Raw genomic sequence first — 26,290 nt, 5'->3', positions numbered from 1 at the left:
CGGTCACCAGATAGGCTTTCAGCAGCTCGGCCTGCAGCCACAGCCGGCGGGCATCCTTCATCTTGCCCGCCATCGTCACCTCGTCGGCGAGGAAGGGCGTGCCCGGCGCCCGGCCGATGGCCAGCGCCCGGTCGAGCAGCACCATCTTGACGTCGGCGTGGTTATCGCCGCTGAGGCTGTCGTAGCGGTGTACCAGCCATGTCCATTCGGCCATGTGGCCGGGATCGAGCCGGTCGGAGCCGTAGGCATCGTCAAGCTGCCACTCCGGCCCGAAAAACTCGCGCAGCGTCAGGCTGTCGTCGAGGAGGCGGCTGCGGAACAGCTCGAACAGGGCGCGGGCGCGATCGGCATAGGCCGGGCCGGCGGTCTCCCAGAGCGCCAGGCAGGCCTCGAACAGGTGCATGTGCGGGTTCTGCCGGCGCGGCAGCGTGCCCCGGTCGTCCTCGGCGAAACCGCCGGCCGGCGCCGCCAGACGGCTGTCGATCGCCGCGAGCAGATCGTCGGCGCGGTGGCGGTAGCGGTCGTTGCCGGTGGCCTTGGCGAGCCAGGCGAGCGCCAGGAGCGCGCAGGCCTGGTCGTAGAGATCGACGGGCGGATCGGTGACCGTCCGCGTTCGCCGATCGAAGGCGCGGGCGTAGCCCGGCCGGCCGTCCGCCGCCCAGGCGGTGGCGTCGAGATGATCGAAGGCGGCCTCCGCCGTGGCGAGTGCGCCGGCCGGCGCGAGATCGAGATGGGCGGCATGGGCGAAGGTGTAGATCTGCCGCGCCGCCGTGCGGGTGCGGACGATGCCCGACAGCTGCGGCCCGCCGCCGATCTCCAGCCCCTCCATGAACTGGCCGGCCTCCCGGTCGAAGGCGTGGTCGAGCCAGAGCGGCAGCAGTTCGTCGAGATAGCGGCGGGTGAAGCGGGAGGTGGACATGCGGCTTCCTGTCTTTGATGCCAATTTGCGGAAAGGTGCCGGTGCATCCGCTCATTGCTGCCATTGACGATTTCTCGTTTGCATCAATGGCATGAGAAATCGGCAAGCGAAATACCAGGGGCATTTTCACCGCCTCCCGGCACCAATAGCGCTGCGACGCCGCAGCGACGCCGCAGCGACGCCTTCAGTTCCCGGCCGCTAGAGCATTTCCGGTGAAATCCGGTTCACCAGAAATGCTCTATCTCATTGTTTAGACACAATTCCGAACGCAAAGCCGGTTCCCACTTCTGCTGGAATTCCTCTAGATCCGCACCGAGGCGCGGATGGTGGCGTGCGGCCGCGTCGGGTCCTTCGGCCGGATGAGATAGCGGCCGACGGCGGCCGGTACGATGAAGGTCTCGGCATAGCCGACCGGGAAGGGCTCGAAGGCGCCATCAAGGCTCTCGACCACGGCGCCCTCGCCCTCGACGAGGTTGAGCACGTGGACGCTGCCGGCCGTGTCGTGCTCGACCGGGCCGGTGAACCAGTGCCGCCGCGTCTCGATGAACTCCAGCGGATGCAGGCCGGTGCGCTCCTCGCTGACGCCGTCCGCCTCGGCGATCAGTTCGACGCGGTTCAGCACCTCGCGCTCCACCCAGCCGGTGTCGCGGCTCTCCTGCAACACGGCGCGGCCGTGGTCGAGGTGCACCGGCCGCGGCAGGCCGTCGAGCCCGAGGCGGCCCCAGTCCCACAATTTGAAGGTGAAGATATAGGGCGTGGCGCTGATCTCCAGCACCACCGTGCCCTTGCCCGAGCAGTGGATGGTGCCGGCCGGAATGGCGAAATGATCGTGCTTTTTCGCCGGCCAGCGGTTGACGAAGGCCTCGACGTCGAGCGGCGGCCCGCCGGCCGCTGCCACCTCCAGCGCCGCGAACAGATCGGCGGCGGCGACGCCGGTCCTGAGGCCGAGGTAGACGCAGGCGTCGGGCTCGGCTTCCAGGATGTAGTAGCTCTCGTCCTGGGTATAGGCGATGCCGAACTTGTCGCGGGCATAGCCGACCAGCGGATGTACCTGGAGCGACAGGTTGCCGCCGTCGACGGTGTCGAGGAAGTCGAAGCGGATCGGGAATTCCGGCCCGAAGCGGGCGAACACCTTGGGGCCGAGCAGCGCCTCGGGATGGGTGAGCACGACGTTGATCGACGGCACCTCCAGGCGGACGGGACCGAAGTCGAGGAGCAGGCTGTTCTCCTCCGGCACGCAGTCGAAGCCCCAGGCGTAGTTGGACGGCCCCTCCGGCAGCGGGAAGCGGCGGCGCATCCACTGGCCGCCCCAGACGCCCGGATCGAAGAACGGCATGACGCGGAACGGCCGCCGCGCCACGGCGGCGAGCGCCGCCCGCATCGCCGCGCCGCCGACGGCGCTCGGATCGCCCGGCCGCGTGGTGTCGAGGAACAGGTCGACGCGGTCGAACAGCTTGACCTTCCAGCGGTCGGCCGCCCGCCATTCGATGAAGTAGCCGCGCTTGTACTTGACGAGGAAATCCTCGTGGCGGTTGTCGGCGGTGAGATTGGCGAGGCCGGCGCGCAGGCGGAGTTGCAGCTCCCAGCGCGGCATGTCGGCGTAGACGAGCGCGGCGGCCGGCGCCACCAGCGCCGCGCCGGGGCCGATCGCCACCACCTTGCGTCCCTCGGCGCGGGCCGCCGCCACTTGGGCCGCCGCCTCGGCGAGCGCCGCCTCGTCGAAGAACTCGGAGAGCTGGAACGGCGCCATGTAGCCGAAGACGCGGTCGTCGGTGAGGAAGCGGGCGAGCAGCGTCTCCAGCCGCCCGGACGGCAGCAGGAGCGCGGCGGTGCGCACCACCAGCGCGTCGGCCGGCAGCGCCGCCTCGATCTCGGCGGCGTCGACGCCGGGATAGCAGTCGACGGCCAGCGCGCCGGCTTCGTCAAAGATGGCCTTGAGGCGGGCGGCGATCGCCGGCCAGCCGGAAAGCGCGTCGGCGGCGTCGAACCGCACGCTGGGGGTCCTGTCGTAGCTCATCGTCGCGCCTCCCGCCGACAGCCGTCAAGTCCTTGATCTCGAAGCATATCCAATACTCCACCTGCCGGCGAAGCGGCTGCGCCGCCGGGCTGCGGTCGATCCTTTCGCGGCCGGCGGCGCCGTCCGCTTCCCTCTCCCCCTCAGTCGGAGGTCTGCAACGCCAGCCCCTGCATGAAGTAGCGGCGCAGCAGGAAGAAGATGACCAGCGTCGGCACGCTGGCGAGCAGCGTCGCCGTCACCACCAGGTTGGGCGTCGTGCCGGCATAGTTGCCCTGGAACACCATCAGGCTGTTCATGATCGATCGCTTGCTCTCGTCGAGCGTCAGCACCATCGAGAAGATCAGGTCGTTCCAGATCCAGTTGAACTGGAGCAGGAACACCGCGATCATCGGGCCGCGGCTGTTGGGCAGGATGATCGAGCGGAAGATCCGCCATTCCGAGCAGCCGTCCATGCGCGCCGCCTCGTCGAGGTCGCGCGGGATCTGGCTCATGAAATTCTTCAGCACCAGCGTCGGGAAGGGCACGCAGATCGCCGTGTAGACCAGGATCATGCCGAGCCGGCTGTCGAGGAGGCCGGTGCGGGCAAATCCCTGGAACAGCGGGATCAGATAGATCTGGAACGGGAAGATGGTGCCGCTGAAGATCAGCAGGAACCAGTAGGAGCGGCCGCGGTAGTCGAGCCGGGTGAGCCCGTAGGAGGCGAGCGCGGCGACGAACACCGCAAGCCCCGCCCCGACGACGCCGTAAAGCAGCGAGTTGCCCATGCCGACCAGCATGTGGGTGCGCCGCCAGGCTTCGAGGATGTTGGCGACCACCGGCGCCGTCGAGGCCGGCAGGGCGAGCGGCCCGCCGGCGGTGTATTCCTGGCCCGTCTTGAAGATGGTGACGAGCGCGTAATAGAACGGGAACAGCCAGAGGAGGGTGACCGCCACGGCGATCCAGAACACCGCCCGGTTGCTCCGCCGTCCCGCCCGCCGCCGCTCTGCCGCCGCCGGGGCGCCGATTGCCGTCTCGCTCATTTCGCGCGGTCCTCGAGCTTCTGCTGCAACAGGGTCTGCACCCAGGTGATCAGCAGGGCGATCAGGCCGATCAGCACCGCCACCGAGGCGCCGTAGGCCCAGCGGTTGGAGCGGAAGGTCTCCCAATACTGGTGGACGGCCAGCGTCAGCGTCGACCGGTTGGGATAGTCGCGGCCCATCACCCAGACGAGGTCGAAGGTGGTGAAGCCGGCGATCACCGAGATGATGGTGACGACGAGGAGCGTCGGCAGCAGCATCGGCAAGACGATGTGGCGGAAGATCTGGAACGGCGTGGCGCCCTCCACCTGGGCTGCTTCCAGCGGCTCGGTCGGCAGCGCGGCGAGGCCGAGCAGCAGCAGCACCATGACCAGGCCGGTGGTCTGCCAGGTGTGGGCGATGATCATCGCCGGCGTGATCATCAGCGGATCGTAGAGCCAGCTCCGCGTCCAGTCGCCGAGGCCGACGCCGGACAGCATAGCGTTGAGCGTGCCGTTGTCGGCAAATACGTAATACCAGATGGTGCCGATGGCGGTCGGCGCCAGAAGACGCGGCACGAAGAACACGGTCTTGAAAGCCTCGGCGCCGCGGATGCCCCGCAAGAGCAGGGCGAAGCCAAGGCCGAGACCGATCGGCAGCACCAGCGAGGCGACGATCCAGCTCACCGTGTTGCCGGCCGCCTCGAAGAATTTCGGGTTGGAGAAGGCCTGGCTGTAGTTGGCGACGCCGACGAAACGGTCGATGCCGGAGAACTTGGCCCAGCCGGTGAACGAGATCCAGACGTTGTAGATGAGCGGCACCAGCAGGAAGACGGTGACCAGCAGCACGGCCGGCGCCAGGAAGCACAGGGCGGTCAGGAAGTTGGCGCGTTGCGCCGCCTTCTCGCGCGGCGACGGCTTGGGCCGGGATGACTGCATCGCTCGGATCTCCGGAAGGCGCCGGGGCGGGACCGCCCCGGCGGATGTTGGAAAAATCGGCGGACTGGCGGTCTTATTGCTTGTGTTGCGCCCAGTAGTCGTCGGCGATCTTCTGGACGTTCTGCATGACCTCCTCGGCCACGGCGGGCTTCGGATCGACCATGAAGCGGTTGAACTCCTCGACGGCCGGCAGCACGATGTCGGACGGCGACGCCTCCCAGTAGCGCGGCAGCGTGCGGGCCTTGGCGGCGGCCAGCGCCTCCGACACGTCCTTCACGATGACGTTCGGCTTCGGCGCCTTGACGTTGCCGATGTAGAGCGAGGGGTCCTTGGCCCAGGCGGCGGCGGCCTCGTCGGTCATCCACCAGCGCACGAAGTCAGCGACCTCGGGCTTGGCGGCGCCGGTCTTGGAGACGACGATCGGCGAGCCCTCGCCGATCACCGCCGCCGGCAGGTCCGGCGTGATGTTCGGCATGACGAAGGCGCCGAAGTCGTCGCCGGGCTTCAGCCCGCCCTCGACGATGTTCTGGATGGCCCAGTCGCCCATCAGATACATGGCGGCGTCGCCGCGGGCGAAGCTCAGCACCTCCTCGTTGGAGGTGGCCGGCGTGAAATAGCCCTTGGCATAGAGGTCGCCCCAGATCTGGAACACCTTCTTCACCGCGTCGCTGGTATAGGAAGCCTCGCCGGCGTTGAGCTTCAGATAGGTCTCCGGATCGGTGCGGATCAGCAGTTCCTCGAACCAGATGAAGCCGCGCCAGCCGTCCTGCACGGTGGCGACGAAGGGCGTGATGCCGGCGCCCTTCAGCTTGTCGGCGGTGGCGAGCAACTCGTCCCAGCTCTTGGGCGGCGTCACGCCGGCCTTGTCGAACAGCTTCTTGTTGTAGAACACCACCCAGGACGACAGGTGCAGCGGCACGCCGTAGATCTTGCCGTCGACCTTGTAGAGTTCGGCCGCCGACGGGTCCATCTGACCAGCGTCGACCGCTTCCTTCCAGAGGTCGTCGAGCGGCTGCAGCGCGCCGGAATCGACCAGTTCCTTCAGCTTGGTGCCGTTCCACCAGGTGAAGAGGTCGGGCGGATTGCCCGACTGGACGCCGGTGGCGATGAACGCCTGATACTGGTCGGTGGCATAGGGTGTCGGCTCGAAGGGATGCTGCTTCTCGGCGGCGAAGGTCGCCATCCGCTGCATGCTCTCCTGCCAGAAATACTTGTCGTGATAGAGTTTCGGCCCGTCTGCGGCGGCCGTCCCGACCGCGGCGGCGGTCAGCACGGCCGCGGCGATGCCCGTCTTGAACGCTTTCAGCATGTTGTCCTCCCTCACCCTCGCGATGCCTGCATCGGCCGGCACGTGGCCGGCCCCGCCCCGGACCTCTAGCGGCGCAGGCTGGCGCCGCTCTCCCGGTCGAAGACGTGGATGCGATCCAGGTCGATCGCAAAGCGGAATGTGTCGCCGGCCCGCACCGGCCGCGGCCGGTACATGCGGCTCAGAAGCTCCTGGCCACCGAGTTCGGTGAGGAGCAAGGTCTCGTTGCCGAGCGGCTCGGACAACGTCACCGACGCCGTGAACTCCCAGGCCCGGCCGGGCGGCATACCATGGCCGTCGGGCACCACGTCCTCCGGCCGGACGCCGATGCGCACCGGGCGGCCGTCGCCGAGCCCGCTGAACGCCGCATCGAGCGGCAGCTCGGCACCGCCGTCGAGCGCCACGACATCGCCGCGAACGACGCCATCGAGAAAGCGCATGGCCGGCGCGCCGATGAAGCCGGCGACGAACAGATTGGCCGGTCGCTCGAACAGGTCGAGCGGCGAGCCCACCTGCTCGACGCGGCCGTCGCGCATCACCACGATGACGTCGGCCATGGTCATCGCCTCGACTTGGTCGTGCGTCACGAAGACGATGGTGGCCTTGAGGTTCTGGTGCAGCCGCTTGATCTCCATGCGCATCGCCGTGCGCAGTTGGGCGTCGAGGTTGGACAGCGGCTCGTCGAACAGAAAGACGTCGGGCTGGCGCACCAGCGCCCGGCCGATGGCGACGCGCTGGCGCTGGCCGCCAGACAGCTGGGTCGGCCGGCGGCCGAGCAGGCTGTCGATCTTCAGCATGCCCGAGGCATGCGCCAGCCGGCTGCGAATCTCCGGCGCCGGCGTGCCGGCGATCCTCAGGCCGAAGGTCATGTTCTCCTCGACCGTCATGTGCGGATAGAGCGCGTAGCTCTGGAACACCATGGCGACGCCGCGGTCGCGCGACGGCACGTCGGTGACGTCGCGATCGCCGATCAGGATCTCGCCTTCGGTCGGCACCTCAAGGCCGGCGATCATCCGCAGCGTCGTCGACTTGCCGCAGCCGGACGGCCCGACCAGCGCCACGAAGCTGCCGTCCTCGATCCTCAGATCGATGCTGCGGATGGCGTGGAAGGCGCCGTACCATTTCTCGAGGTTGCGCAGTTCGACGACAGCCAAGGGAATTGCCTCCGTTCGAATTTGGAAGAACGATATACCAAGCGCCTGACCAATTCAATCCACTGATAGGTGAAACGACAGACCCGGTTGGCGATTCCCCGGTAACGCCGCCGCCGCTTCAGTCCGGCAGTGCCGCCGCTACCGCCGAATAAGCCGCGTCGACGGCCGGTTCTCTCGTCGTCAAACCCATGATCATGTTATGTATTTTCGACTGCCCGATCGCTGGCCGTTCGGCCGTGAGACCAGCTTCGGCAATCAGTGCCACCGTGCGCGCCGCGGCGTCGATCGACCGGCCGCGGCCGGCGAGTTCGATCAGCGGCGCCATGAAGCGCTCCGTCGGGCCGAGCTTGCGCAGGATGTCACGCGCCACCGTATCGAGACGGCGCGGAATCGCCGGGTTGGCGAGGCGGCGCTGACTGACCGCGAGATAGGCGTCGAGCGTCTCTCGCGAGAATCCATGAACGAATTCAAGATGATCGAGAAGTGCCTCGATGAACGGCCGCATCAGTTCGGCGATCGCCGCGTCGGCGGCCGCCTCGGCGAGCCAGGCGTGGCCGCGCCGCAGGCCGAGGAAGGAACTGCCGTCGGCCACCGAATTGACCAGATAACGCTTGCGGTCGAAGGCGGCATCGATATCCGCCTCGACGCTCGGGCCGGGCAACGTCACCCCGTCGCCAAGCCGTTCGACAGCCAGTTCAGCATAAGGCTCGGTGCGGATTTCCAGCGACGGCAGCGGCAGGGCGGCGCAGATGCGGTCGACCAGCGTCGCCGGAATACGCGGCAGGACCGCTGCATCGAGACCGGCCGCCAACAAGCCGGCGCGGATCAATCTGTCGACATGCTCGACATTCTCGCAGCCGAGCACGGTTACCGTATCTGGCCGGCCGAGCCGCTGCCAGGTGGAGGCGATCACCTTCAGGACGCCCGGAAGATTTTCCCTGCGAACAGAAGTAGTTACCAGATCTGCCCCGGCGATGGCCGCAGCGACGGCCGATCCTTCCCGGCCAAGCGCCAGCACGGCGGCGACCTCGATGTCCCGCTGTTCGACATGCGCGCCATCGAGTACCGACAGCGCGTAGCGCCCGGTCTGGCGCAGCCCGTCGACCAACGGCTCCGACGCGTCGACCAGCGTCACCGTCCAGCCGCTGTCGACGAGACGTGGCACGACGAGGCCGCGCCCCAGCGCGCCGGCGCCGAAATGGACCGCTTTCATGCTCTCCTCCCAGGCATGCCCCTGGCGTTTGGCCTGCCGGATTCAGGTCGCGCCGCCCGGCGCATCGACCATCCCCGTCGTTGTTGCCGAGACTATTGATATAACGTTCAACCAATGTCAATATCCCAAAATCGACGCCCTGATGACGTCATCCCTTTCAACCGCCAGCATGAGGCCGCGAGCACGACGATGGAGACCAAAGGGACGAATCGCTGGTGGCCGCTGCACGGACGCGGCCTCGAGAATTTCGGCGTCGACGGCAGCTACGTCACCGCGCCGCTGCCGGCCGTCGGCGACGGCGAGATCCTGGCGCGGGTCGAGGCGGCGACGCTCTGCGCCAGCGATGCCAAGATGGTGCGGCTCGGCGAGGACTATCCGCTGTTCGGCAACCGCGACCTCGCCGCCGATCCGGCCTGTCTCGGCCACGAGCTGTCGCTCGCCGTGGAAGTGACGCGCGCCGGCCTTGCCGGCGTCGGGCCGGGAACGCGGCTCGGCGTGCAGCCCGACCTCTACACCGGCGGCGTCCGCCACTGCATCGGCGTCGACGTCACCGGCGGCTTTGCCGACTATATCCTGCTCGGCCACAACGTCATGGAGACCGACGGCGGCCCCATGGCCTTCACGGTGCCGCCAGAGATCGGCCGCGCCGCCACCGCCATGCTGGAGCCGCTCGCCTGCGTCGAGGGCACCTTTCGCCTATGGGGCCGGAGCAGTCTCCTTGAAGGCGGGCGGCTCGCCGTCATCGCCGGCGAGGGGACACGCGACTGGCGGCTCGACCTGCCGGCGCCGCCCGACCGCGTCGACCTGTTCGGCCTGTCGGAATCCCGCTTCCGCGCCATCGCCGGCGGCCTCGGCGCGGCGGACCTGCGCGTCGACCCGGCCGAGCTCCAGCCGCAGTACGACGACGTCGTCGTGCTCGGCGCCGCCGATCCCGACCGCATCGGCGCGCTGTTCGACCGGCTGGCCGACCGCGGCACCTTCACCTGGCTGGCGCCCGGCGAGACGGCCGCCGACGTGCCGATCGATCTCGCCCATTTCCACTACAGCAAGCTGGTGCTGCGCGGCGCGCCGACGCTCAGCCTTGCCGAAGCACTGGCCCGCCCGATCCGGTGCGGCTATCGGCCCGGCGGTACCACTCTGATCTACGGCGCGTCCGGCGCCATGGGCCGCTTCCACCTCGAACGGGCGCTGGGGCACCCGGCCGGTCCGGCCCGCGTGGTGGCACTGGCCCGCCGCCGCGACCGGCTCGACCGGCTCGTCGACGAGTTGCGGCCGCTCGCCGACGAGCACGGCCGGGCTCTCGAGGCGATCGCCATCGAGGACGTCGACTTCGCAAACCGGCTGGCCCGGTTCGGTGGCGACCGCGGCTTCGATGAGGCAATCGTCGTCGCTCCCGAGGCCGAGGCCTTCGCGGCGGCGCGGCATCTGGTGGCGGCCGACGGCCTGCTGGTCGGCTTTGCCGGCACGCGCAAGGGCGACCGGGTGCCGGCGCCGCTCGGCCGGCTGGCCGGCGGCCTGTCGATCACCGCGTCGAGCGGCTCGACGGTGGCCGACCAGCACGAGGTGATCGACCGCATCGCGCGCGGCGAACTCAGGGCCGAGCGCCACGTCGCCGCCGTCACCGGCCTCGCCGGGTTGCGCGACGGCATCGCCGCCCTCATCGACGGCCGGTTCACCGGCAAGATCCTGCTGCTGCCGTCGGTCGACTGGCCGCTGCTCTCCATCGACGAATTGCTGGTCAGGTATCCGGAACTGGCGCCGCTTGCGGAGGCCGGCAAATACTGGTCAAAGGAAATGGAGGATCGGATCCTGGGACCTGTGGGTTCCGGAGGGGCATGAGCGATTGATCAACCGGGCCAACATCAACGACGTGGCCAGTGCCGCCGGCGTATCGCGCGCCACCGTGTCGCAGGTGCTGCGCGGTACCGGCCGCATCTCGCCGGAGACGCGCAACCGCGTCCTCGCGGTGATGAAGGAGATCGGCTACGTCTACAACCGGGCGGCCGCCAACCTCCGGGCCGGCCACTCGACCACCGTCGGCATCGCCGTGCCCGAGCTGGCCAACCCTTTCTTCGCCGAGCTGGTGGCCGGCGCCAACCGGGTGCTGGAGGCGGCCGGCTATTTCGCCACCATCGTCAACACCGAGGACGACCCCGGCCGCCAGGCCCGCTTCATCACCATGCTGGAGGAGCATCGGCTCGGCGGCTCGATCGTCTGCCCCTCTCCCAACGCGCCGCTGTCGGCCGGGGCCAACGGCGCCGGCGGCCTGCCGCCCACCGTCACCGTGCTTCGCCACGCCACCGGCGGCGCCTTCGACTATGTCGGCGTCGACAACGCGGCCGGCCTGTTCGACGCCACCAACCACCTGATCGGCCTCGGCCACCGGGCCATCGGCTTCGTCGGCGGCCTCAGGGGCTCGCGCTCGCGCGAGGAACGCCTCGCCGGCTGGCGCCAGGCGCTCGCCGCCGCCGGTATCGCCGCGTGCACCGACTGGGACGAGCCGACCGAGGCGACCATCGCCGCCGGCTCGCACGGCATCGCCCGGCTGATGCAGCGGGTGCCTGAACTCACCGCCGTGGTCTGCCATCAGGACATCGTCGCCTGCGGCGTCACCATCGGCCTCCGCAAGCGCGGCCTGGTGCCGGGCCGCGACCTGTCGGTGGTTGGCTTCGACGACATCGCCTCGGCGCAGGACTGGGACCCGCCGCTGACCAGCATGTCGGTGACGCCGGCGACGCTCGGCGCCGAGGCGGCGCGCATGCTGCTGCGCCGCATCGGCGAGCCGGATTCGCCGATACGCTCGATCATCCTGCGGCCACGCCTGATGCTGCGCGGCTCGACCGCCGTGCCGCCGGCCGGCTGATCCATCACTCTCCAGCGGCCGCCGTCTCGGCCCAGACCGGACGCAGCGCCTCGATCAGCCGGCGGCGACGGCGCGCCGCATCGGCATAGGTGGCGGTCGCCTCGGCATCAAACGGGATGCTCTCGGCCTCGAGGCGGATCAGCGACGCCGCCGCCCGGAGATCGGGCCAGGCGCCGACGGCGACGCCGGCATGGAGCGCCGCGCCGACCGGCGCGCTCGGAGCAGCGAGATAGCGCTCGCCCGGCACGCCCAGCATGTCGGCCTGGACGCGGCACCACAGGCGGCTGTTGCCACCGCCGCCGGTGATGCGGATGCGCTTCGGCCGCCAGGCCGGGATTTGCTCCTTCACGATATCGACCATGTCGATCAGGTCGTAAGTCAGCCCCTCGACGACGGCGCGCCACAACGCCCCGCGGCCGTGCCCCATGGCAAGGCCGTGGAAGCCGCCGCGCGCGCCCGGCTCGGGCGGGCAGAAGCGGCCGAGGCAATAGGGCAGAAAGGTCAGGCCGCCGCAGCCCGGCGGTTCGGCGGCCGCTTCGGCGTCGAGTCGCGCGTAGGCGGCGGCATCGGCCGCACCGGCAAGGCTCTCGGCCATCTGGCGATGCACGAAGCCGCCGCCGCCGATGTAGAGCAGCGCATACCAGACATCGGGGAGCGGGCTGGCCAGCGGCTGCACCATCTCGTGCGCCGCGTCGTTGAGGCAACGGTCGAGGCAGACCAGGTAGTTGGTGAAGGAGCCGTTGACCGACAATACGTCGCCGGGTTCCAGCACGTTGGCGCCGACCAGCGAGGCGACGGTATCGCCGAGACCGACAACCAGCGGTACGCCGGCCGGCAGGCCGGTGGTGGCGGCAACGGCGGGCGACAGCCGGCCGACCACCGTGCCGCTCGGCACGATCCGCGGCAAATGGCAGCGGTCGAGGCCGATCAACTCCACGAGTTCGTCGTCCCAGCGGCGACGCTCGAGGTCGGCGGCGCCGTACCAGGTGAGCGCGCTGGCGTCCATTGCCATGGCCGGCAGCGGATCGTCGGCCAGCGATCCCAACACGAAGCCGGCGAGCGACGGCACCGAGGCGACACGCGACCAGTCGGCAACGCCGGTCTCCCGCCACCAGAGGAGGCGCGGCACCGTGTAGGGCCAGGCGCCGTTGGCGCGGAACAGCCGCGGCCCGAGGCGCTGCCGCAACGCGTCGAGCTGCGGTCGGAAGCGCGTGTCGAGCGCCGACGGATACCAGGGCGTGAGCGGCTTGCCATCGCGGTCGACGGCGATGGCACCGGCCGACTGGCCGCTGGCGGAAATGGCGGCCAGGCGCCGGATCGCATCGGGCTGGCGGCTGGAAAGCTCGCTCATCAGCTCGGCCACCGTGGTGACGATCGCCGCCCCGTCCTGCTCGGCGACGCCCGAACGCGGCATGTGGGTGGCAAGCGGCCGTTCCGCTTCGGCGAGGCAATTCGCCGTCTCGTCGATCAAGGCCAGCTTGATCAAACTGGTGCCGACGTCGATTCCGAGAAAGGTCCCAGACATTCGATCGTTCCCTCCCAACACACCGGCATCGACCAGTCCAGCCCCGGCCTACATTGCCAGGTATATCGATCTATCCAATAGCGTATCGGAAAGTGCGGCGTCAATGCCCCAGCCCCGGCCCTTGCGAGGGAAAAGAAGAGGGATATGCGCCATCCCCGAACAACTGCAGCGCCTCGTCGGGGCCCCGGCCAGTCCGGTTCCAGCCGATCGCCTACCGGCCGCCGCAACCCGTCGACTTCGAGGCGACCAGCCCCATGCTCTGCTGACGGATGGCGCCGTCGGAGCCGACGACGCCGCGCCAGACGCGGTTGCCGCAGCGCAGGGTCAGCCGCCAGTTGCCGGCGTCCTCGGCCTCGCCCTTTTCGACGAGGCTGCGGAACAGCCCGCGGGCCATCAGGGCGCGGACGCGCGCCGTCGTCAGGTCGAAGGTGCGGGCGACGAAGGCGGCATCCAGCGTGAACGGCTGCCGGCCGGCCTGATCGGTGGCGGAACTGTCGATATCGGTCATGATGCAAGCTCCGGTCGGTTGGAGACGGCCGCCCAGTCGAGCCCCATCCGGGCTTTGGCCCGTCGCCGGGGAGCGGGACGTCCGTAATGTTGAGTTCAATATACTCCTTTTTGGCCAAAGAGCAGCCCCCAGCGCCACGACCCTGCTTTGCAGCCGGCGGCCCCGCCTGTTGCGGTCGGCCGGGCAAAATTGTCATCTGGGGAATGGTGCGGGCGGTCGGACTCGAACCGACATGGATTGCTCCGGCGGATTTTGAGTCCGCTGCGTCTACCGTTTCGCCACGCCCGCATATTGGCCGCCGGTTGCACCGGGGCGACGGTGGCGGGACTATAGCGGCCGCCGGTCGGCCGTCAACGGGCGATCGGCGAAAGATCGCCCCTTGCGGACAGCATTTCGGCGAAGGCGTCGCCGCTTAAGACGGCGGAAAGGTCCGGCGGCCTATGCTTGGTCGATCCATTCGCCAGGAAACCGACCATGCCCATGCGATCGCTCTCCGCCTCTCCGTCCGCCACCGGCGCCCAGGCGGTTCTCAGCGGCCGGCGCCTCGTCGGCAACCTCCTCGGACGGCGCGGCGCCGCGTCGCCGTTGTCTGCCGATGATTCGGCCGAAGCCGGCGGCGAGCGGCGCCCGGTGGCGCTCGTCGTCGACGACAGCCCGATCGCCCGCATGCTGATGGCCAGCATCCTCGATTCCTTCGAGGTCGAGGTGTTCGAGGCCGGCGGCAGCGCCGAGGCGCTTGCCGTCGCCGCCCGTCGCCGGCCCGACGTGCTGATCGTCGACTGGACGCTGCACGCCGAGACGGCCGCCGACGTGCTGGACGCGCTGGAGAGCCACCTTTCCGGCGGCCTGCCGCCTGTCGTCATGGTCAGCGCCGCCACGCGCATGCCGGTCGACCTGCGCGCCGCCGCGACGCTGCGCAAGCCGTTCACTCCGCGCGAGCTTTACGCCGCGCTGGCTGCTGCCTTCTCCGGAGAGAAGCCCGGCGCCGCCGAGGCGTGATCGACGCCCCGGCCGCAGCCCTTGCTCAGCGGATCGTCACGCCCGCCACCGTCGTCGCGCCCTGCAACGTGCCCTCGGCGGTGACCACCGGCGGATGGGCGAGGATCAGGCACCAGAACACCTTGTACTTGGAGTTCGGGTTATAGGCGGTGGCGATGCCCATCAGGCTCATTTCCGGGTCCTTCATGCCGCGGTCGTGCGGCGGCGACTGCCGCCAGCCGGAGAAGGCCTCGGCCAGCGTGTGGTAGCCGGCCGCCACGTTCTCGCCGGCGTTGGAGAAGGGATAGCCGTAGCCCTTGAGGCGGGTGCCGAGCAGCGAGTGGCCGTCGACGTCGTGGCCCATCTTGTCGGCCGCCGCCATCTTCTTCGCGTAGTCCTCGGCGATGCGGTTGAGGCGCGGATCGAGGGCGAGCGGGGCGATCCCCGACTGGGCGCGGTACTGGTTGAGCATGGACAGCGCCTTCTGCTCGTCGACGCGCGCCGTCGGCGAGGCGAGGTCCTCGTAGAAGGTCGGCTTGGGCGGCGGCGGCGGCGCGCTCTGGCAGGCGGCGAGGATCAGCGCCGCACAAAGCGGCAGGAGGGCGAAGGCGCGTCCGAACACGGCGAAATCTCCAGCAGATGGGCCGGCACGTCCGGCCGGCAGGCGGTTTGCCACGCAGACCACGAACAGATGGTTAAATTTCGGCAAATTCCGGGTATTGCCGTCAATGGCGATTGCCCCTCGCCTTGCTCGCCGAGGGCATGCTAGGCTGGCCGTTCTCCGCAATTGTCCTTAGGGAGCAACCGTGTCCGTCCTCGAAGAGATCGCCGCCGTCGCCGAGGAAGCCGCCCTCTGGCGCCGCGATCTGCACCGCCGCCCCGAATTGCTCTACGCCCTCGACGAGACCGCCGCCTTCGTCGCCGGCAAGCTCCGCGCCTTCGGCCTCGACGAGGTGGCGACCGGCGTCGGCGGCAGCGGCGTCGTCGGCGTGCTGCGGGGCCGGCCGGGCGGCCGCGCCGTGGCGCTGCGCGCCGACATGGACGCGCTGCCCATCGAGGAGATCACCGGCGCGCCCTGGGCGTCCGAGACGCCCGGCGCCATGCACGCCTGCGGCCACGACGGCCACACGGCGACGCTGCTCGCCGCCGCCCGCCGCCTCGCCGCGACACGCGACTTTACCGGCAGCGTCGTCTTCGTCTTCCAGCCGGCCGAGGAGGGCGGCGCCGGCGCCAGGGCGATGATCGACGACGGCCTATTCGAGCGCTTCCCCGTCGACGAGATCTACGGCCTGCACAACCTGCCCGGCCTGCCGGTCGGCCGCTTCGCCGTGCGGCCGGGCGCCATCATGGCCTCGACCGATCGTTTCTATCTCGACATCCTCGGCCGCGGCGGCCACGCCGCCCGGCCGCACGAGACCGTCGATCCCATTCTGGCCGGCGCCCATGTGGTCACGGCGCTGCAATCGATCGCCGCCCGCAACGCTGATCCGCTGGCCTCGGCGGTGGTGTCGGTCACCACCTTCCACGCCGGCAACACCGACAACGTCATCCCCCAGGCCGCCCGCCTCTCCGGCACCGTGCGGGCGCTCGACGGCGCCGTCCGCGCCGAACTCGAAGCGTCGGTCGGCCGCATCGCCACGGCGACCGCCGCCGCCTTCGGCGCCGAGGCGCGTCTGGCCTACGAGCGCGGCTATCCGGTGACGGTCAACCATGCCAGCCCGGCGGCGCGGGTCGGCGACGTCGTCGAGAGCCTGTTCGGCAGCGCCGCCATCGACCGCGCGGCACCGCCGATGATGGCGGCCGAGGACTTCTCCTTCTATCTGGAGAAGGTGCCGGGCGCCTATTTCTTCATGGGCAACGGCCCGTCGGCCGGCCTCCACCACCCGGCCTACGACTTCGACGACGCGGCCATCGCGCCGGGCGCGGCGGTGTGGACGGCTCTGGCCAGGGCGAGCCTCGCCGCCAACGGATGACGACATCTTAAGGTTTTGGGAACCGGCGCTGCCTACCCTTCCCGCCGTGGCCACATGGCCGCGCGGAGGGTGCGATGGCGCGTCTCGTTTGGCTGGTGCTGGCCGCCACGGTGGTGATCGGCTTCCTCGCGCCCGAATTGCAGCGGCTGACTGTCCCGCGGCCGGCCAGCGAGGCATCGGCCCCGGCGCCGCAGGCGGCCACTCCATCCGGCCGTGTCGAGATCGCCGCCGACGGCCGTGGCCACTTCCTTCTTACCGGCCGCGTCAACGGCCGGCCGCTGTCGCTCCTGGCCGATACCGGCGCGACGCTGGTGGCGCTGCGAGCTTCCGATGCGCGGCAAGCCGGCCTGATCGTGCTGCCCGGCGACTATACCCAGAAGGTCGACACGGCCGGCGGCCCCGCCAGCGCGGCCCGCGTCCGTCTGCAGGAGGTGGAGATCGGCGACATCCGGCTCGACGGTGTCGATGCCCTCGTCCTGTCCGACGAGCGGCTGGCCATCAGCCTGCTCGGCATGAGCTTCCTCGGCCGCCTCCGGGCCTTCTCGGTCGAGAACGGACGGCTGGTGCTGAGCCGCTAGAGCAAGTCCGGCAAGGCAACGGCGGCCTGGATCGCCGCTTGGCGTCCGCCATTGGGCGGGCATCCCGCGGCGGCCCGCTAACCGGTGGTTTTCGAGGCCATTCCGGTCTGCATGCGCTCGGCGGCGCCGCGCAGGATCACCCGCACCACCACCGCCCCCTGCTCGTCCGCCGCCACCTCGGCGAGCTGGCCGTCGACGCGGGCGATGGAAGCCTTCAGGGCGGCCAGCGCCAGATTGGGATCGGCGACGCAGGCGGCACCCTTGGCTCCGCCGGCGGCGCGCGCCTGCACCTGCAGCCCGACCGTCTCGAAGTCGATGCCCCGGACGTCGACCCGCATGTCGGCCGGCAGCGTGCCGAGCCGCGTGTAGGCGACGAAGGCGGCGAAGCGCACCACGGCGCGCAGATTGTCGCTGCCGCCGGCCACCTCGGGGTCCTCCCCGTCGATTTCCGACGCCTGGATGGCCCCCACCTCCGCCGCCGTGTCCAGCCACTCGCGCGCGAAGCCGGAGATCTGCAGATGCTCCTGCGCCTTCTTGCCGCCGCCCATCAGGGCGAGGCAGGCTTCCAGCATCTGCCGGTATTCGAAGGTCCGCGTCGTCGCCCGCGCCACCTCCTCCATGCCGGACTTGAGCGCCGCCTCGGCCGAAAGCCGCGCGCCGTGCAGGGCGCTGACGTCGAGGCCGACCAGCACGTTGACCGGCGCCCGCGTCTCGGCGCCGAGCACCAGCGAGGCGATCATCGCCTGCTTCGGGCCGTTGGGCGTCGGAAACTCCACGGCACGGACGCCGCTCTTGTGGGTCTCGACATAGGCCTTCAGCCCCTGCCGCGCACCGCTGGCGATGTCGCGGAGCATCAGCGGCGACACCTCGTGCGTTCTCAGGATGTCGCGGCCGAACAGCCGCGAGCAGGCGGCGTTGGCGAAGAAGGGATGGCCGTCGACGTTGATCTGCAGCACGGCGAAGGGCGAGGATTCGATGATGGTGTCGGCGACCATCACCCGCGTCCGCCAGACGTCGGCCAGGAGCGAGCGCAGGCACTCGACGGCGAAGCTCACCTTGCCCACCTCGCCGCCCCAGGCGCGCAGCGGCTGGCCGCGGTCGGCCTTGGCGGGATCGTGCAGCATGGCATCGACCGCCGCGCGCACCCGCCTCAGCGGCCACCACACCATCATCAGCATCAGGAGTTCGGTGGCCGCCGCCGCCGCCACGCCACCGCCGAGCGCGATGGTGATCGCCCGGTCGTCGCGGATCGTCTCGAGACTGGTGATCTCGCCGACGTCGACGCGCAGGAAGATATGGAACGGCGTCACCGACACTTCCGGCGGATAGTAGAAATCGGCCTTGGCGCCGCCGGCCGGCCGGAACACCGTGCGTCCGGTGCGCATCACCGCGTCGAAGGTCGCCTCGATCCGCTCGCCGAATACCTGCTGCTCGTGGCCCGAACCGTCGTAGAGCACGCCGCCGCGGATGGCGCCGATCACCACCAGCCGCTCGGCGACGCGGGTGATCTCGTCGGCCTTGCTCTGGAAGCGGGGATCGATGGCCGCCGACAGGATCTTGCCGACGTCGGCATAGCGCCGTTCGAGATAACGGCTGGCGTCGTTGTCGCGGACGAAGCTGGTGATGGCCAGGAGGGCAACGAACACCGCGCCGAAGGCGAACACCGACGGCCTCAGGATGGTGGAGATGTGAAAGGCCGGTGATGCCACGGGACGCTTTCTCTCGGGGGTCCGGACACCGGAACCCACTTTCGAGCCGATCCTAGCAGCCCCGTCTTGCCGGCTCGTTAACTGGAATTTCCGCCAAAATGGCGCTGCGGCGGCGGCAGAAAGGTCCGTTTCCGGCCGCCTGCGTCAGCTTGTGAACGCAATGGTAGTGCCCTGGCGCGGTTTCAAATAAAATACATGGCTGAGGTTGTAGGTGTCACTGCCGGTGATGCTCTTCATGACGTTGGCGAAGGGCGAGCTGTAGGCATAGGTGACGCGGCCGACCACCACCTGGCCGGTGGTGGTGGCAATGGCGCCCGGCACGGTGAGGCCGCTGGGCGGCGCCGTGTTCGCCGGGGCGGCGGTGTCGTTGCGCGCCTGGGACCAGACGACGGTCTGACCGGAGGAGGTGACGTTGACGACGACGACCACCAGCTTTGCCGTCGACGTTCTGTAAGGCTCGAAGATCGCCGTGGCCGCGTCGAAGATATTGGCCATCGAGGACGAGCTGACCGAGGTCTGCTGCGCCACGAGGTCGGAGATGGTGCTGGCGGCCCGGCTCACCTTGCGGTCAAGAACGAGCGCCGACGTCAGCTCGCCACAGCCGGCATAGATCAGCAGCATCAGCGGCAGGATCAGCGCGAACTCCACTGCCGATACGCCGCCGCGCTCCGCGGCGAAGCGTCGGGCGGTACGCGTGAGGCCCGTCCATGGCCAAAGGCGGGCTACCATGGGAAAGGCTCCGTCTGGAAGGCGACGACGGCGCCGAGCAACTGGTCGCCGGTCGACAGCCGCACGGTGTCCCGCGCCAGGAAGTCGAACAGCACCGGCCAGGCATAGAAGCTGCGGACGACGATGATCTCGCTCTTGTTGCCGGTGGTGTACTTGGTGGTGGTGATCTTGCCGTCCTTGTCGAGCGGGCTGGTCGGCGTGTAGGAGCCGAAGGTGGAATAGGACTGGACGTCGACATAGAGACGCGAGCCGCAGTCGATCAGGTTGACCATGCCGTCGCAGATCTGCGTCTTGAACTGCGTCTGAGTGATCGCCTGCGCCTTGGCCTCGCCGGTGCGGATCAGGCGGGAGGCCGCCACGGTGGCGGTGTCGAGCACCTGACCAACGAAGAACATCAGCGCCAGCTCGAGGATGGCGAACAATAGCAGGAAGAACGGGATCGAGACGATGGCGAACTCGATGGCCACCGCGCCGCGCCGGTCGGCGGCAAGCCCGGCGCGTCGTGGCGGCGCGTCACCGGCCGCGGTGGACGGACGGCAACTATAGAAGGGCCAGGTCGGGCGCAAGGCGGCTTCTCCCCCACGGGCAACGCAGCCCGCGAAGCAGGAGTGTGCCCCGGCATACCTTACCAAGCGGTGTAGCCGATGCCGCGCTATTGACTGTTCGGCGGCGCCGGCACCGAAACGCCGGCCGAGGCCGAACCGGTCGAGGCGGTGGCCGTGCTGCTGCTGCCGGCGCCGTTGTGCGCGGAGACCTGGCCGAGAATGCCGGAGAAGTGGTCGGGCGCATCGCCCGGCACCGCCGTTGGCTGGCAGTCCGGCAGGCAGCTCAGCGACAGCCGCTTCGCACCCTTGTAGACGGTGACGAGATTTTCCGAGGCGGCGACCACCGCGAGCTGGGCGTCGGTGACGGTCTCGCCCTGCTCGTCGAGAACGATCAGGTTGGTCTGCCCGTAGGCGCGTCCGGTGACGATCAGCGTCTGCGCGTCCTGCAGCGTGGCGTCGGCGATCGCCGGGTTGCCGATGATGATGGTGCTGGCCGGCGCCGCCAGGCGATAGATGCGGGCCTGGTCGAGTTCAACCTTCACCGTGTCGGCGGCAAGACCGGCGGCGGGCGCCAGCACCGGCGCGGCCAGCGCCACCGCGAGAAGAATCGAACGAACGAGCCTCGTGGACATGGGACGCTCCGGTAACCATCTGTTCACCCGATCCTTCCAGAAGTTGGTAAACAAACCGCCAACGACCCAGCGCTTTTCCCCACCGCCCCCGCCGGGGGCCGTCGCTGCGCCGCGGCATCGACCCGGAATGCCAGTGCCGGTCAACGCCGGTTGCCAGCGGCGCGCGGCGGATTTCAGCCGTTCGCCGGAGGGCAACGCCGCAGGGCGCGAGGTAAAGGAAGCGTTTCTTGCCGGACCGTTCAGTTAACTTTAACCATCCAGCGACTTCTGCCGATAGTAGCAGGTTTCAACGATCGCTTTAACTCGCTGGAAATAGCTGGCGACCTAGATTGAATGCGGTTCAGACGGGTCAGGCGAAAAATTAGACCATCGAACCTGTGCTGTCAGATAAGTGAGCTTAGGAGTATCTCAAATGAAGGCTCTCGTGTCGCGCTTCCTCAAGGACGAGTCCGGCGCCACCGCCATCGAATACGGCCTGATCGCCTCGCTGATCGCCGTTGCCATCATCACCGCCGCTGGCACCCTCGGCAACAACATCAGCAACACGTTCCAGTCGATTTCCAACAAGCTCAAGACTGCCACCTGAGCGTCTCGCCGCACAGGTCGACAGTCTGCCAGGGGCGGTTTCCCCGAAAGGGGCCGAGGCGGCGCCGGATGCGTCGCCTGACCGCGAGCGTGTTGATGCCAATTTGGCAAGGGGAGGCCAGGACGGCCTCCCTTTCCGTTTTTCCGGCGCCGTTCAGGCCCCGTTTACCCTGTCCGGCTAGGGTCGGTCGCCGTCCGCCGCTCCGGCAGGCGCCCCGGAGAAAGCCTTGCTCATCGTCGCGCTCCTCCTCACCGCCGTCTTCCCCGTCGTGGTCACGGTTGCTGCCTGCTACGACCTTCTGACCATGCAGATTCCCAACCGCTTCCCGGCGGCCCTCGCCGTCGCCTTCCTGGCGCTGGCGCTGATCTCCGGCCTGCCGCTCGCCGCGTTCGGCCTCAATCTCCTCATCGGCCTTGGCCTTCTCGCCGGCACTTTCGCGCTGTTCGCCTTCGGCTTCCTCGGCGGCGGCGACGCCAAGCTCGCCGCGGCCATCGCCCTCTGGCTCGGCCTTGAGCAGACCCTGCCCTTCCTGATCCTGACCGCCCTTTACGGCGGCGCGCTGTCGCTGGCCGTGCTCGGCTTCCGCAGCCTGCCGCTGCCCGGCTTCCTGCTCGGCTGGCCGCCGGCGTTGCGCCTGCACGAAAAGGGCGCCGGCGTTCCCTACGGCGTGGCGCTCGCCGCCGCCGCCCTCGTCGTCTTCCCTGAAACGCGGTGGTTCGCGATCTTCGCCCAGATGTGAGGCGAAAAGCCGTCAAATCCTGACGATTCCTGAACGGCCGGCGCAAAGCGAGACGATTCCCAACGCCTCATTAACCATAAATTCAGCCTTACCCCGTGTACTCGGGTCTCGAGTGAAACACTCGCCCTCCTGCGTCACGAGGCAAGATCATGCGTCCGATCCAACTGGTCATCCTGCTCGTCGCCGCCGGCGCCGCCGCCGGCGCCGGCCTTCTCGCGACCCGGATCGGCGCCCAGCAGCCGGCCGAACCGCGCGAGGTGATCGCCGCGCCGGCACCGCCGACGATCGATCTCGAGGACGTGCTGGTCGCCAGCGCCGACATCGGCATCGGCCGCAACGTCGATGCCGACAATCTCGTCTGGAAGCCGTGGCCGAAGGACGGCCTCAGCGACGGCTATATCCGCCGGACCGACGAGCCCGACGCGGTCAGCGATCTCAAGGGCATGCTGGCCCGCGGCCCCATCCTGGCCGGCGAGCCGATTCGCAAGGCCAAGCTGGTGCGCTCCGACCGCGGCTTCCTGTCGGCGGTGCTGCCAGTCGGCATGCGCGCCGTGGCGGTACGCGTCAACGCCGCCTCGACGGCCGGCGGTTTCATCCTGCCCGAGGATCGCGTCGACATCCTGCTGGTGCGCCAGAAGGATGCCGGCGAGGCGGTGGCCGAGACCATCCTCACCGATATCCGCGTGCTGGCCATCGACCAGTCGGTGCAGCAGACCGGCGACGACAAGCAACCGTCGATCGTCGCCCAGAACACCGCCACGCTGGAACTGACACCCGACCAGACCGAGCTGGTCACCCAGGCGCAGCAGATCGGCTCGATCTCGCTGGCGCTGCGCCCGCTCGCCGATGCCGACCAGCCGGCCGCCCAGCAGCGCAAGCCCACTGGCATCGCCGTCGTCAAGTTCGGCGTCGTCTCCCGCGTCACGGCTCAGCAGGCACCATGAACCAAGCCGCCCGACCGCCCGCAATCTCAGGAAACCCGGTCATGAACCGTTGCCTCGCGCTGATCCTGCCGCTCGCCGGCCTTCTTGCCGCCGGTCTCGCGGGCCTCACCGAGCCGGCCCGCGCCGCCGACGTCGCGTCGGTCCGCTCGGCGGCCGATATCCAGGGCCGGGTCGTCAACCTCGGCCTCAACAAGTCGATGGTGATCGACCTGCCCGAGGACGTCCGCGACGTCCTGGTGTCCAACCCGTCGGTGGCCGACGCGGTGGTGCGCAGCAACCGCAAGGTCTACCTGATCGGCATGAGTGTCGGCGAGGCCAACGTCTTCCTGTTCGGCGCCGGCAACCGCGAGATCGCCCGCTTCGAGCTGGTGATCGGCCGCGACACGGTCGGCCTCGAGGCGACGCTGGCCGGGGTTCTGCCCGATTCGCACATCAAGGCGCAGTCGCTCGGCGATTCGCTCGTCCTTTCCGGCACCGTCACCTCTCCGGAGGCGGCGGCGACGGCCGCCAACATCGCCGCCAAGTTCATCGGCTCCAGCGACAAGGTGGTCAACTCGATCGCCATCTCCGGCTCCGACCAGGTCAACCTCCGGGTGGTCGTCGCCGAGGTGGCGAAGAACACGGCCCGCAATCTCGGCATTGACATGACCGCCCTGGCCTCGGTGGGCGGCGTCACCTTCGCGCCGATCTCGACGCCCAGCACCGCCACCGCCTACAGCTTCGCCAACTTCGCCAACCGGGTGATCTCCGGCTCCACCGACAAGGTCTATACCGTTACCAACGGCACGACCACCGGCGCCCTCGGTATCGGCACCTCCAACTTCGCGTCGATGATCACCGCCCTGAAGTCGCAGGGCGTGGTGCGCACGCTGGCCGAGCCCAACCTCACCGCCGTTTCCGGCCAGGCGGCCAAGTTCGTGGTCGGCGGCGAGATCCCCTACGTCGTCTCGAGCGGCACCGACAACAACACCGTCAATTTCAAGGAATACGGCATCATCCTCGGCTTCACGCCGACCGTGCTGTCGTCGGGCCGCATCAGCCTGAAGATCAACACCGAGGTCAGCGACCCCGACACCACCTACAGCACCACCTATCCCGGCCTGACCAAGCGCAGCGCCGAGACCACGGTGGAGACGCCGTCGGGCGGTGCCATCGCCATCGGCGGCCTGCTCAAGGACAACGTCTCGAAGACCGTCAAGGGCGTGCCCGGCCTCGTCGACCTGCCGATCCTCGGCGCGCTATTCAAGAGCGAGGCCTACCAGCGCCAGCAGACCGAGCTGGTGATCTTCGTCACCCCCTATCTCGTCAAGCCGGTGGCCGCCGCGGAGATGACCCGGCCGGACCAGAACCTCAATATCCAGGCCGACGCCCAGAGCTTCTTCCTGAACCAGATCAACCGCATCTATCGCGTCAACGGCGCCGCTTCCGGTTCCTACCAGGGCCGCTACGGCTTCTCCTATGAATGAGCCGGCGCATCGGAGGAGTGCCATGCAGGTCACGTTCCCCAGTCCCCGCCCCGACCGGCCGACCCGCCGGTTCGCGCCGCTGCCGGCCGCTCTCCTGGCGCTGGCGCTCGCCGCCTGCAACCAGCAGAGCCAGGCGCTGACCGAGGGCGCGCCGCCCGACGGCTACCGCAGCGCCTATCCGATCGCCGTCACCGAGGCGCCTCAGACGCTGGACATCCCCGTCGGCACCGGCACCGCCGGCCTCACGCCCGATCTCCGGGCGGTGGTGGCCGACTTCGGCGCCGACGCGGCGCGGAACGCCACCGGCCCGGTGGTGGTGATGACGCCGGCGGGCTCGATCAACCAGGCGGCCGCCGATTATCTCGCCCGCCAGATCCACGCCGTGCTCCGCCAGTCGGGCGTCGCGGCGGCCTATCTCAGATCGCAGCCCTATGCCGTTGCCGACCGCCGCGTTCCCGCGCCGATCCGGCTCGGCTTCACCCGCATCAAGGCGGTCAGCCCGCCCTGCGGCCGCTGGACCGCCGACATCCTGCCCGACAACCAGAAGGGCGGCGACGGCGCCGAATTCGGCTGCGCCACCCAGGCCAACCTCGCCGCCATGGTGGAGAACCCCAACGATCTCCTGATGCCGCGGGCTGAGACGCCCGTCCGCGGCTGGCAGCGCTGGCAGGCGGTGCAGAAGCTTGCCAGCGGCGACGGCTCCAGCGGCGGCTGAGCCGCCTCCGGCACCGCGCCGCCTTCCGGGGCCGGCGCGACGCCCATATTCCCGCTTCCGTTTGTCTCCTCGGCTTCGCGCCGGACAAACCCCAAGGACCTGACGGCCATGACCACCGACGATCCGCTCGCTCCGCCCGCCTCCGGCCGTCCCGCCGACGCCGACGGACTGAAGCCCGTGCCGCGCATCGCCATCCAGGCGTTCTGCGAGACGCCGGAGGTCGCCCACGTGCTGGAAGAGGCGGCCGCCGACCGCCGCATGGCCAAGGCGCATGTCAAGGTGCATCAGGGCGGCGTCGCCGCCGCCCTCGACTTCTACGCCGCCGCGCCGACGCCCAACCTGTTGTTCGTCGAGACGCGCGAACGCCGCGAGGGGGCGCTGCGCCAGATCGACGAGCTGGCCGGCGTCTGCGATGCCGGCACCAAGGTGGTGCTGATCGGCCATCACAACGATGTCGCCCTCTACCGCGACCTGATGCGCCGCGGCGTCTCCGAATACATGGTCGCCCCCTTCGATCTCTACGACGTCATCCGCGAGATCGGCGAGATCTATCTGTCGCCCGACGTCAAGCCGGTCGGCCGCACGCTGGCCTTCGTCGGCGCCCGCGGCGGCGCCGGTTCGTCCACCGTCGCCCACAACGTCGCCTTCGCCCTGTCGCGCAGCTTCGAGGGCGGCGTCGTGCTGGCCGACCTCGACCTGCCCTTCGGCACCGCCAGTCTCGATTTCAACCAGGAGCCGCCGCAGACGCTGGCCGACGCGCTGGCCGCCGGCGACCGGGTCGACGACGTCTTCCTCGACCGGCTGCTCACCAAGTGCGCCGACAACCTCAGCCTGCTGGCCGCGCCGGCCACCCTCGACCGCGCCTTCGACCACGACGAGGCGGCCTTCGACCCGATCGTCGACGCCGCCCGCATCGGCGCGCCGGCCGTGGTGCTCGACTTGCCGCATCTGTGGACCGGCTGGGCCCGCCGGCTGCTGGCCACCGCCGATGAGGTGGTGATCACCGCCATGCCCGATCTCGCCTCGCTCAGGAACGCCAAGAACCTGGTCGACCAGCTGAAGCTCGCCCGTCCCAACGACGAGGCGCCGCGCCTGGTCATCAACCAGGTCGGCCTGCCCAAGCGGCCGGAGATCAAGCCCGCCGACTTCCAGAAGGCGTTGCAGCTCGAGCCGGCCGCCGTCATCCCCTTCGACGCCGCCCTGTTCGGCACGGCCACCAACAACGGCCAGATGATCGCCGAGATCAACGCCCGCTCGC

General features: G+C 69.3%; 26 protein-coding genes and 1 tRNA gene. 11 read left to right on the top strand and 16 right to left on the bottom strand.

Features of this window, described 5'->3' with window-relative positions:
- The 7 genes from H512_RS0117300 to H512_RS0117270 form a co-directional block, all read right to left on the bottom strand.
- A partial coding sequence (locus H512_RS0117300; protein WP_026784518.1) for an AGE family epimerase/isomerase occupies nt 1–919 on the bottom strand: 919 nt, incomplete at its 3' end.
- Nucleotides 920–1,220: 301 nt separating this feature from the next.
- Nucleotides 1,221–2,936 (bottom strand): class I mannose-6-phosphate isomerase, encoded by a 1,716-nt coding sequence (locus H512_RS0117295; RefSeq protein ID WP_026784517.1) that lies wholly within the window; start codon nt 2,934–2,936, stop codon nt 1,221–1,223.
- 140 nt (nt 2,937–3,076) lie between these two features.
- Complete coding sequence (locus H512_RS0117290; protein ID WP_084798576.1) at nt 3,077–3,955, bottom strand: carbohydrate ABC transporter permease; 879 nt, start codon at nt 3,953–3,955, stop codon at nt 3,077–3,079.
- Nucleotides 3,952–4,869, bottom strand: coding sequence for a carbohydrate ABC transporter permease (locus H512_RS0117285; RefSeq protein WP_026784515.1), 918 nt, complete (start codon nt 4,867–4,869; stop codon nt 3,952–3,954). Before H512_RS0117285 ends, H512_RS0117290 begins: the two co-directional genes overlap by 4 nt.
- A gap of 73 nt (nt 4,870–4,942) precedes the next feature.
- On the bottom strand, nt 4,943–6,178 hold the full coding sequence (locus tag H512_RS0117280; protein WP_026784514.1) for an ABC transporter substrate-binding protein: 1,236 nt from the start codon (nt 6,176–6,178) through the stop codon (nt 4,943–4,945).
- 65 nt (nt 6,179–6,243) lie between these two features.
- The gene (locus H512_RS0117275; protein ID WP_026784513.1) at nt 6,244–7,329 is read right to left on the bottom strand and encodes an ABC transporter ATP-binding protein; all 1,086 of its coding nucleotides are present in this window, start codon (nt 7,327–7,329) and stop codon (nt 6,244–6,246) included.
- A gap of 118 nt (nt 7,330–7,447) precedes the next feature.
- The gene (locus H512_RS0117270; RefSeq protein WP_026784512.1) at nt 7,448–8,542 is read right to left on the bottom strand and encodes a mannitol dehydrogenase family protein; all 1,095 of its coding nucleotides are present in this window, start codon (nt 8,540–8,542) and stop codon (nt 7,448–7,450) included.
- A 189-nt stretch (nt 8,543–8,731) separates the two neighbouring features.
- Here H512_RS0117270 and H512_RS0117265 point away from each other — a divergent pair, with 189 nt between their 5' ends.
- Both H512_RS0117265 and H512_RS0117260 read left to right on the top strand, forming a co-directional pair.
- Nucleotides 8,732–10,381 (top strand): alcohol dehydrogenase catalytic domain-containing protein, encoded by a 1,650-nt coding sequence (locus H512_RS0117265; RefSeq protein WP_026784511.1) that lies wholly within the window; start codon nt 8,732–8,734, stop codon nt 10,379–10,381.
- A gap of 4 nt (nt 10,382–10,385) precedes the next feature.
- Nucleotides 10,386–11,405 (top strand): LacI family DNA-binding transcriptional regulator, encoded by a 1,020-nt coding sequence (locus H512_RS0117260; protein ID WP_053240001.1) that lies wholly within the window; start codon nt 10,386–10,388, stop codon nt 11,403–11,405.
- A 4-nt stretch (nt 11,406–11,409) separates the two neighbouring features.
- On the opposite strand, the gene H512_RS0117255 is transcribed toward H512_RS0117260, so the two are convergent.
- From H512_RS0117255 to H512_RS27785, 4 genes are all read right to left on the bottom strand, one after another.
- The gene (locus H512_RS0117255; RefSeq protein WP_026784509.1) at nt 11,410–12,930 is read right to left on the bottom strand and encodes an FGGY-family carbohydrate kinase; all 1,521 of its coding nucleotides are present in this window, start codon (nt 12,928–12,930) and stop codon (nt 11,410–11,412) included.
- 211 nt (nt 12,931–13,141) lie between these two features.
- Nucleotides 13,142–13,438, bottom strand: coding sequence for a DUF6522 family protein (locus H512_RS0117250; protein ID WP_053240000.1), 297 nt, complete (start codon nt 13,436–13,438; stop codon nt 13,142–13,144).
- A 204-nt stretch (nt 13,439–13,642) separates the two neighbouring features.
- Nucleotides 13,643–13,726, bottom strand: a tRNA-Leu gene (locus H512_RS0117245).
- A 62-nt stretch (nt 13,727–13,788) separates the two neighbouring features.
- A complete protein-coding gene (locus H512_RS27785; protein WP_281170366.1) occupies nt 13,789–13,920 on the bottom strand; it encodes a hypothetical protein in 132 nt (43 codons plus the stop codon).
- Here H512_RS27785 and H512_RS0117235 point away from each other — a divergent pair.
- Nucleotides 13,913–14,437 (top strand): response regulator, encoded by a 525-nt coding sequence (locus tag H512_RS0117235; RefSeq protein ID WP_084798574.1) that lies wholly within the window; start codon nt 13,913–13,915, stop codon nt 14,435–14,437. The genes H512_RS27785 and H512_RS0117235 overlap by 8 nt on opposite strands.
- A 25-nt stretch (nt 14,438–14,462) precedes the next feature.
- On the opposite strand, the gene H512_RS24630 is transcribed toward H512_RS0117235, so the two are convergent.
- The gene (locus H512_RS24630; protein ID WP_245585442.1) at nt 14,463–15,038 is read right to left on the bottom strand and encodes a CAP domain-containing protein; all 576 of its coding nucleotides are present in this window, start codon (nt 15,036–15,038) and stop codon (nt 14,463–14,465) included.
- Between the two features lie 184 nt (nt 15,039–15,222).
- On the opposite strand from H512_RS24630, the gene H512_RS0117225 reads away from it, so the two are divergent.
- Both H512_RS0117225 and H512_RS0117220 read left to right on the top strand, forming a co-directional pair.
- Nucleotides 15,223–16,389 (top strand): amidohydrolase, encoded by a 1,167-nt coding sequence (locus H512_RS0117225; RefSeq protein WP_026784506.1) that lies wholly within the window; start codon nt 15,223–15,225, stop codon nt 16,387–16,389.
- Between the two features lie 74 nt (nt 16,390–16,463).
- Nucleotides 16,464–16,967 (top strand): retropepsin-like aspartic protease family protein, encoded by a 504-nt coding sequence (locus H512_RS0117220; RefSeq protein WP_026784505.1) that lies wholly within the window; start codon nt 16,464–16,466, stop codon nt 16,965–16,967.
- A 77-nt stretch (nt 16,968–17,044) separates the two neighbouring features.
- On the opposite strand, the gene H512_RS0117215 is transcribed toward H512_RS0117220, so the two are convergent.
- The 4 genes from H512_RS0117215 to H512_RS0117200 form a co-directional block, all read right to left on the bottom strand.
- The gene (locus tag H512_RS0117215; protein ID WP_026784504.1) at nt 17,045–18,676 is read right to left on the bottom strand and encodes a hypothetical protein; all 1,632 of its coding nucleotides are present in this window, start codon (nt 18,674–18,676) and stop codon (nt 17,045–17,047) included.
- A gap of 144 nt (nt 18,677–18,820) precedes the next feature.
- A complete protein-coding gene (locus H512_RS0117210) occupies nt 18,821–19,405 on the bottom strand; it encodes a TadE/TadG family type IV pilus assembly protein (protein WP_084798573.1) in 585 nt (194 codons plus the stop codon).
- The gene (locus H512_RS24625; RefSeq protein WP_053239999.1) at nt 19,399–19,971 is read right to left on the bottom strand and encodes a TadE/TadG family type IV pilus assembly protein; all 573 of its coding nucleotides are present in this window, start codon (nt 19,969–19,971) and stop codon (nt 19,399–19,401) included. Before H512_RS24625 ends, H512_RS0117210 begins: the two co-directional genes overlap by 7 nt.
- 86 nt (nt 19,972–20,057) lie before the next feature.
- Nucleotides 20,058–20,582: a pilus assembly protein N-terminal domain-containing protein gene (locus H512_RS0117200; RefSeq protein WP_026784502.1), complete on the bottom strand. Its 525-nt coding sequence runs from the start codon at nt 20,580–20,582 to the stop codon at nt 20,058–20,060.
- Nucleotides 20,583–20,994: 412 nt separating this feature from the next.
- Here H512_RS0117200 and H512_RS0117195 point away from each other — a divergent pair, with 412 nt between their 5' ends.
- From H512_RS0117195 to H512_RS27910, 6 genes are all read left to right on the top strand, one after another.
- The gene (locus H512_RS0117195) at nt 20,995–21,168 is read left to right on the top strand and encodes a Flp family type IVb pilin (RefSeq protein ID WP_026784501.1); all 174 of its coding nucleotides are present in this window, start codon (nt 20,995–20,997) and stop codon (nt 21,166–21,168) included.
- A gap of 226 nt (nt 21,169–21,394) precedes the next feature.
- The gene (locus tag H512_RS0117190) at nt 21,395–21,907 is read left to right on the top strand and encodes an A24 family peptidase (protein ID WP_026784500.1); all 513 of its coding nucleotides are present in this window, start codon (nt 21,395–21,397) and stop codon (nt 21,905–21,907) included.
- 149 nt (nt 21,908–22,056) lie between these two features.
- Nucleotides 22,057–22,851, top strand: a complete 795-nt coding sequence (gene cpaB, locus H512_RS0117185; RefSeq protein ID WP_026784499.1) for a Flp pilus assembly protein CpaB — start codon at nt 22,057–22,059, stop codon at nt 22,849–22,851.
- A gap of 41 nt (nt 22,852–22,892) precedes the next feature.
- Complete coding sequence (locus H512_RS0117180; RefSeq protein ID WP_026784498.1) at nt 22,893–24,317, top strand: type II and III secretion system protein family protein; 1,425 nt, start codon at nt 22,893–22,895, stop codon at nt 24,315–24,317.
- A 22-nt stretch (nt 24,318–24,339) separates the two neighbouring features.
- Nucleotides 24,340–25,032, top strand: coding sequence for a CpaD family pilus assembly protein (locus H512_RS24620; protein WP_053239998.1), 693 nt, complete (start codon nt 24,340–24,342; stop codon nt 25,030–25,032).
- Between the two features lie 108 nt (nt 25,033–25,140).
- Nucleotides 25,141–26,290 (top strand): CpaE/TadZ family protein (locus H512_RS27910; RefSeq protein WP_036792359.1); only part of this gene is annotated, 1,150 nt, incomplete at its 3' end.

Source organism: Pleomorphomonas koreensis DSM 23070, from assembly GCF_000425185.1.
In the GTDB taxonomy this organism is placed as follows: Bacteria; Pseudomonadota; Alphaproteobacteria; order Rhizobiales; family Pleomorphomonadaceae; genus Pleomorphomonas; species Pleomorphomonas koreensis.
Note: the sequence above shows the minus strand (reverse complement) of the source record. Positions and strands in the feature narration are given on the sequence as shown.

Bases quoted from the DNA above. Each gene is read 5' to 3' on its own strand.
- H512_RS0117200 (WP_026784502.1), bottom strand. From the start codon at position 20,582: ATGTCCACGAGGCTCGTTCGTTCGATTCTTCTCGCGGTGGCGCTGGCC.
- H512_RS0117295 (WP_026784517.1), bottom strand. From the start codon at position 2,936: ATGAGCTACGACAGGACCCCCAGCGTGCGGTTCGACGCCGCCGACGCG.
- H512_RS0117235 (WP_084798574.1), top strand. From the start codon at position 13,913: ATGCCCATGCGATCGCTCTCCGCCTCTCCGTCCGCCACCGGCGCCCAG.
- H512_RS0117180 (WP_026784498.1), top strand. From the start codon at position 22,893: ATGAACCGTTGCCTCGCGCTGATCCTGCCGCTCGCCGGCCTTCTTGCC.
- H512_RS0117270 (WP_026784512.1), bottom strand. From the start codon at position 8,542: ATGAAAGCGGTCCATTTCGGCGCCGGCGCGCTGGGGCGCGGCCTCGTC.
- H512_RS0117250 (WP_053240000.1), bottom strand. From the start codon at position 13,438: ATGACCGATATCGACAGTTCCGCCACCGATCAGGCCGGCCGGCAGCCG.
- H512_RS0117290 (WP_084798576.1), bottom strand. From the start codon at position 3,955: ATGAGCGAGACGGCAATCGGCGCCCCGGCGGCGGCAGAGCGGCGGCGG.
- H512_RS0117195 (WP_026784501.1), top strand. From the start codon at position 20,995: ATGAAGGCTCTCGTGTCGCGCTTCCTCAAGGACGAGTCCGGCGCCACC.
- H512_RS27785 (WP_281170366.1), bottom strand. From the start codon at position 13,920: ATGGGCATGGTCGGTTTCCTGGCGAATGGATCGACCAAGCATAGGCCG.
- cpaB (WP_026784499.1), top strand. From the start codon at position 22,057: ATGCGTCCGATCCAACTGGTCATCCTGCTCGTCGCCGCCGGCGCCGCC.
- H512_RS0117220 (WP_026784505.1), top strand. From the start codon at position 16,464: ATGGCGCGTCTCGTTTGGCTGGTGCTGGCCGCCACGGTGGTGATCGGC.
- H512_RS0117210 (WP_084798573.1), bottom strand. From the start codon at position 19,405: ATGGTAGCCCGCCTTTGGCCATGGACGGGCCTCACGCGTACCGCCCGA.
- H512_RS0117280 (WP_026784514.1), bottom strand. From the start codon at position 6,178: ATGCTGAAAGCGTTCAAGACGGGCATCGCCGCGGCCGTGCTGACCGCC.
- H512_RS0117285 (WP_026784515.1), bottom strand. From the start codon at position 4,869: ATGCAGTCATCCCGGCCCAAGCCGTCGCCGCGCGAGAAGGCGGCGCAA.
- H512_RS24620 (WP_053239998.1), top strand. From the start codon at position 24,340: ATGCAGGTCACGTTCCCCAGTCCCCGCCCCGACCGGCCGACCCGCCGG.
- H512_RS0117265 (WP_026784511.1), top strand. From the start codon at position 8,732: ATGGAGACCAAAGGGACGAATCGCTGGTGGCCGCTGCACGGACGCGGC.
- H512_RS0117255 (WP_026784509.1), bottom strand. From the start codon at position 12,930: ATGTCTGGGACCTTTCTCGGAATCGACGTCGGCACCAGTTTGATCAAG.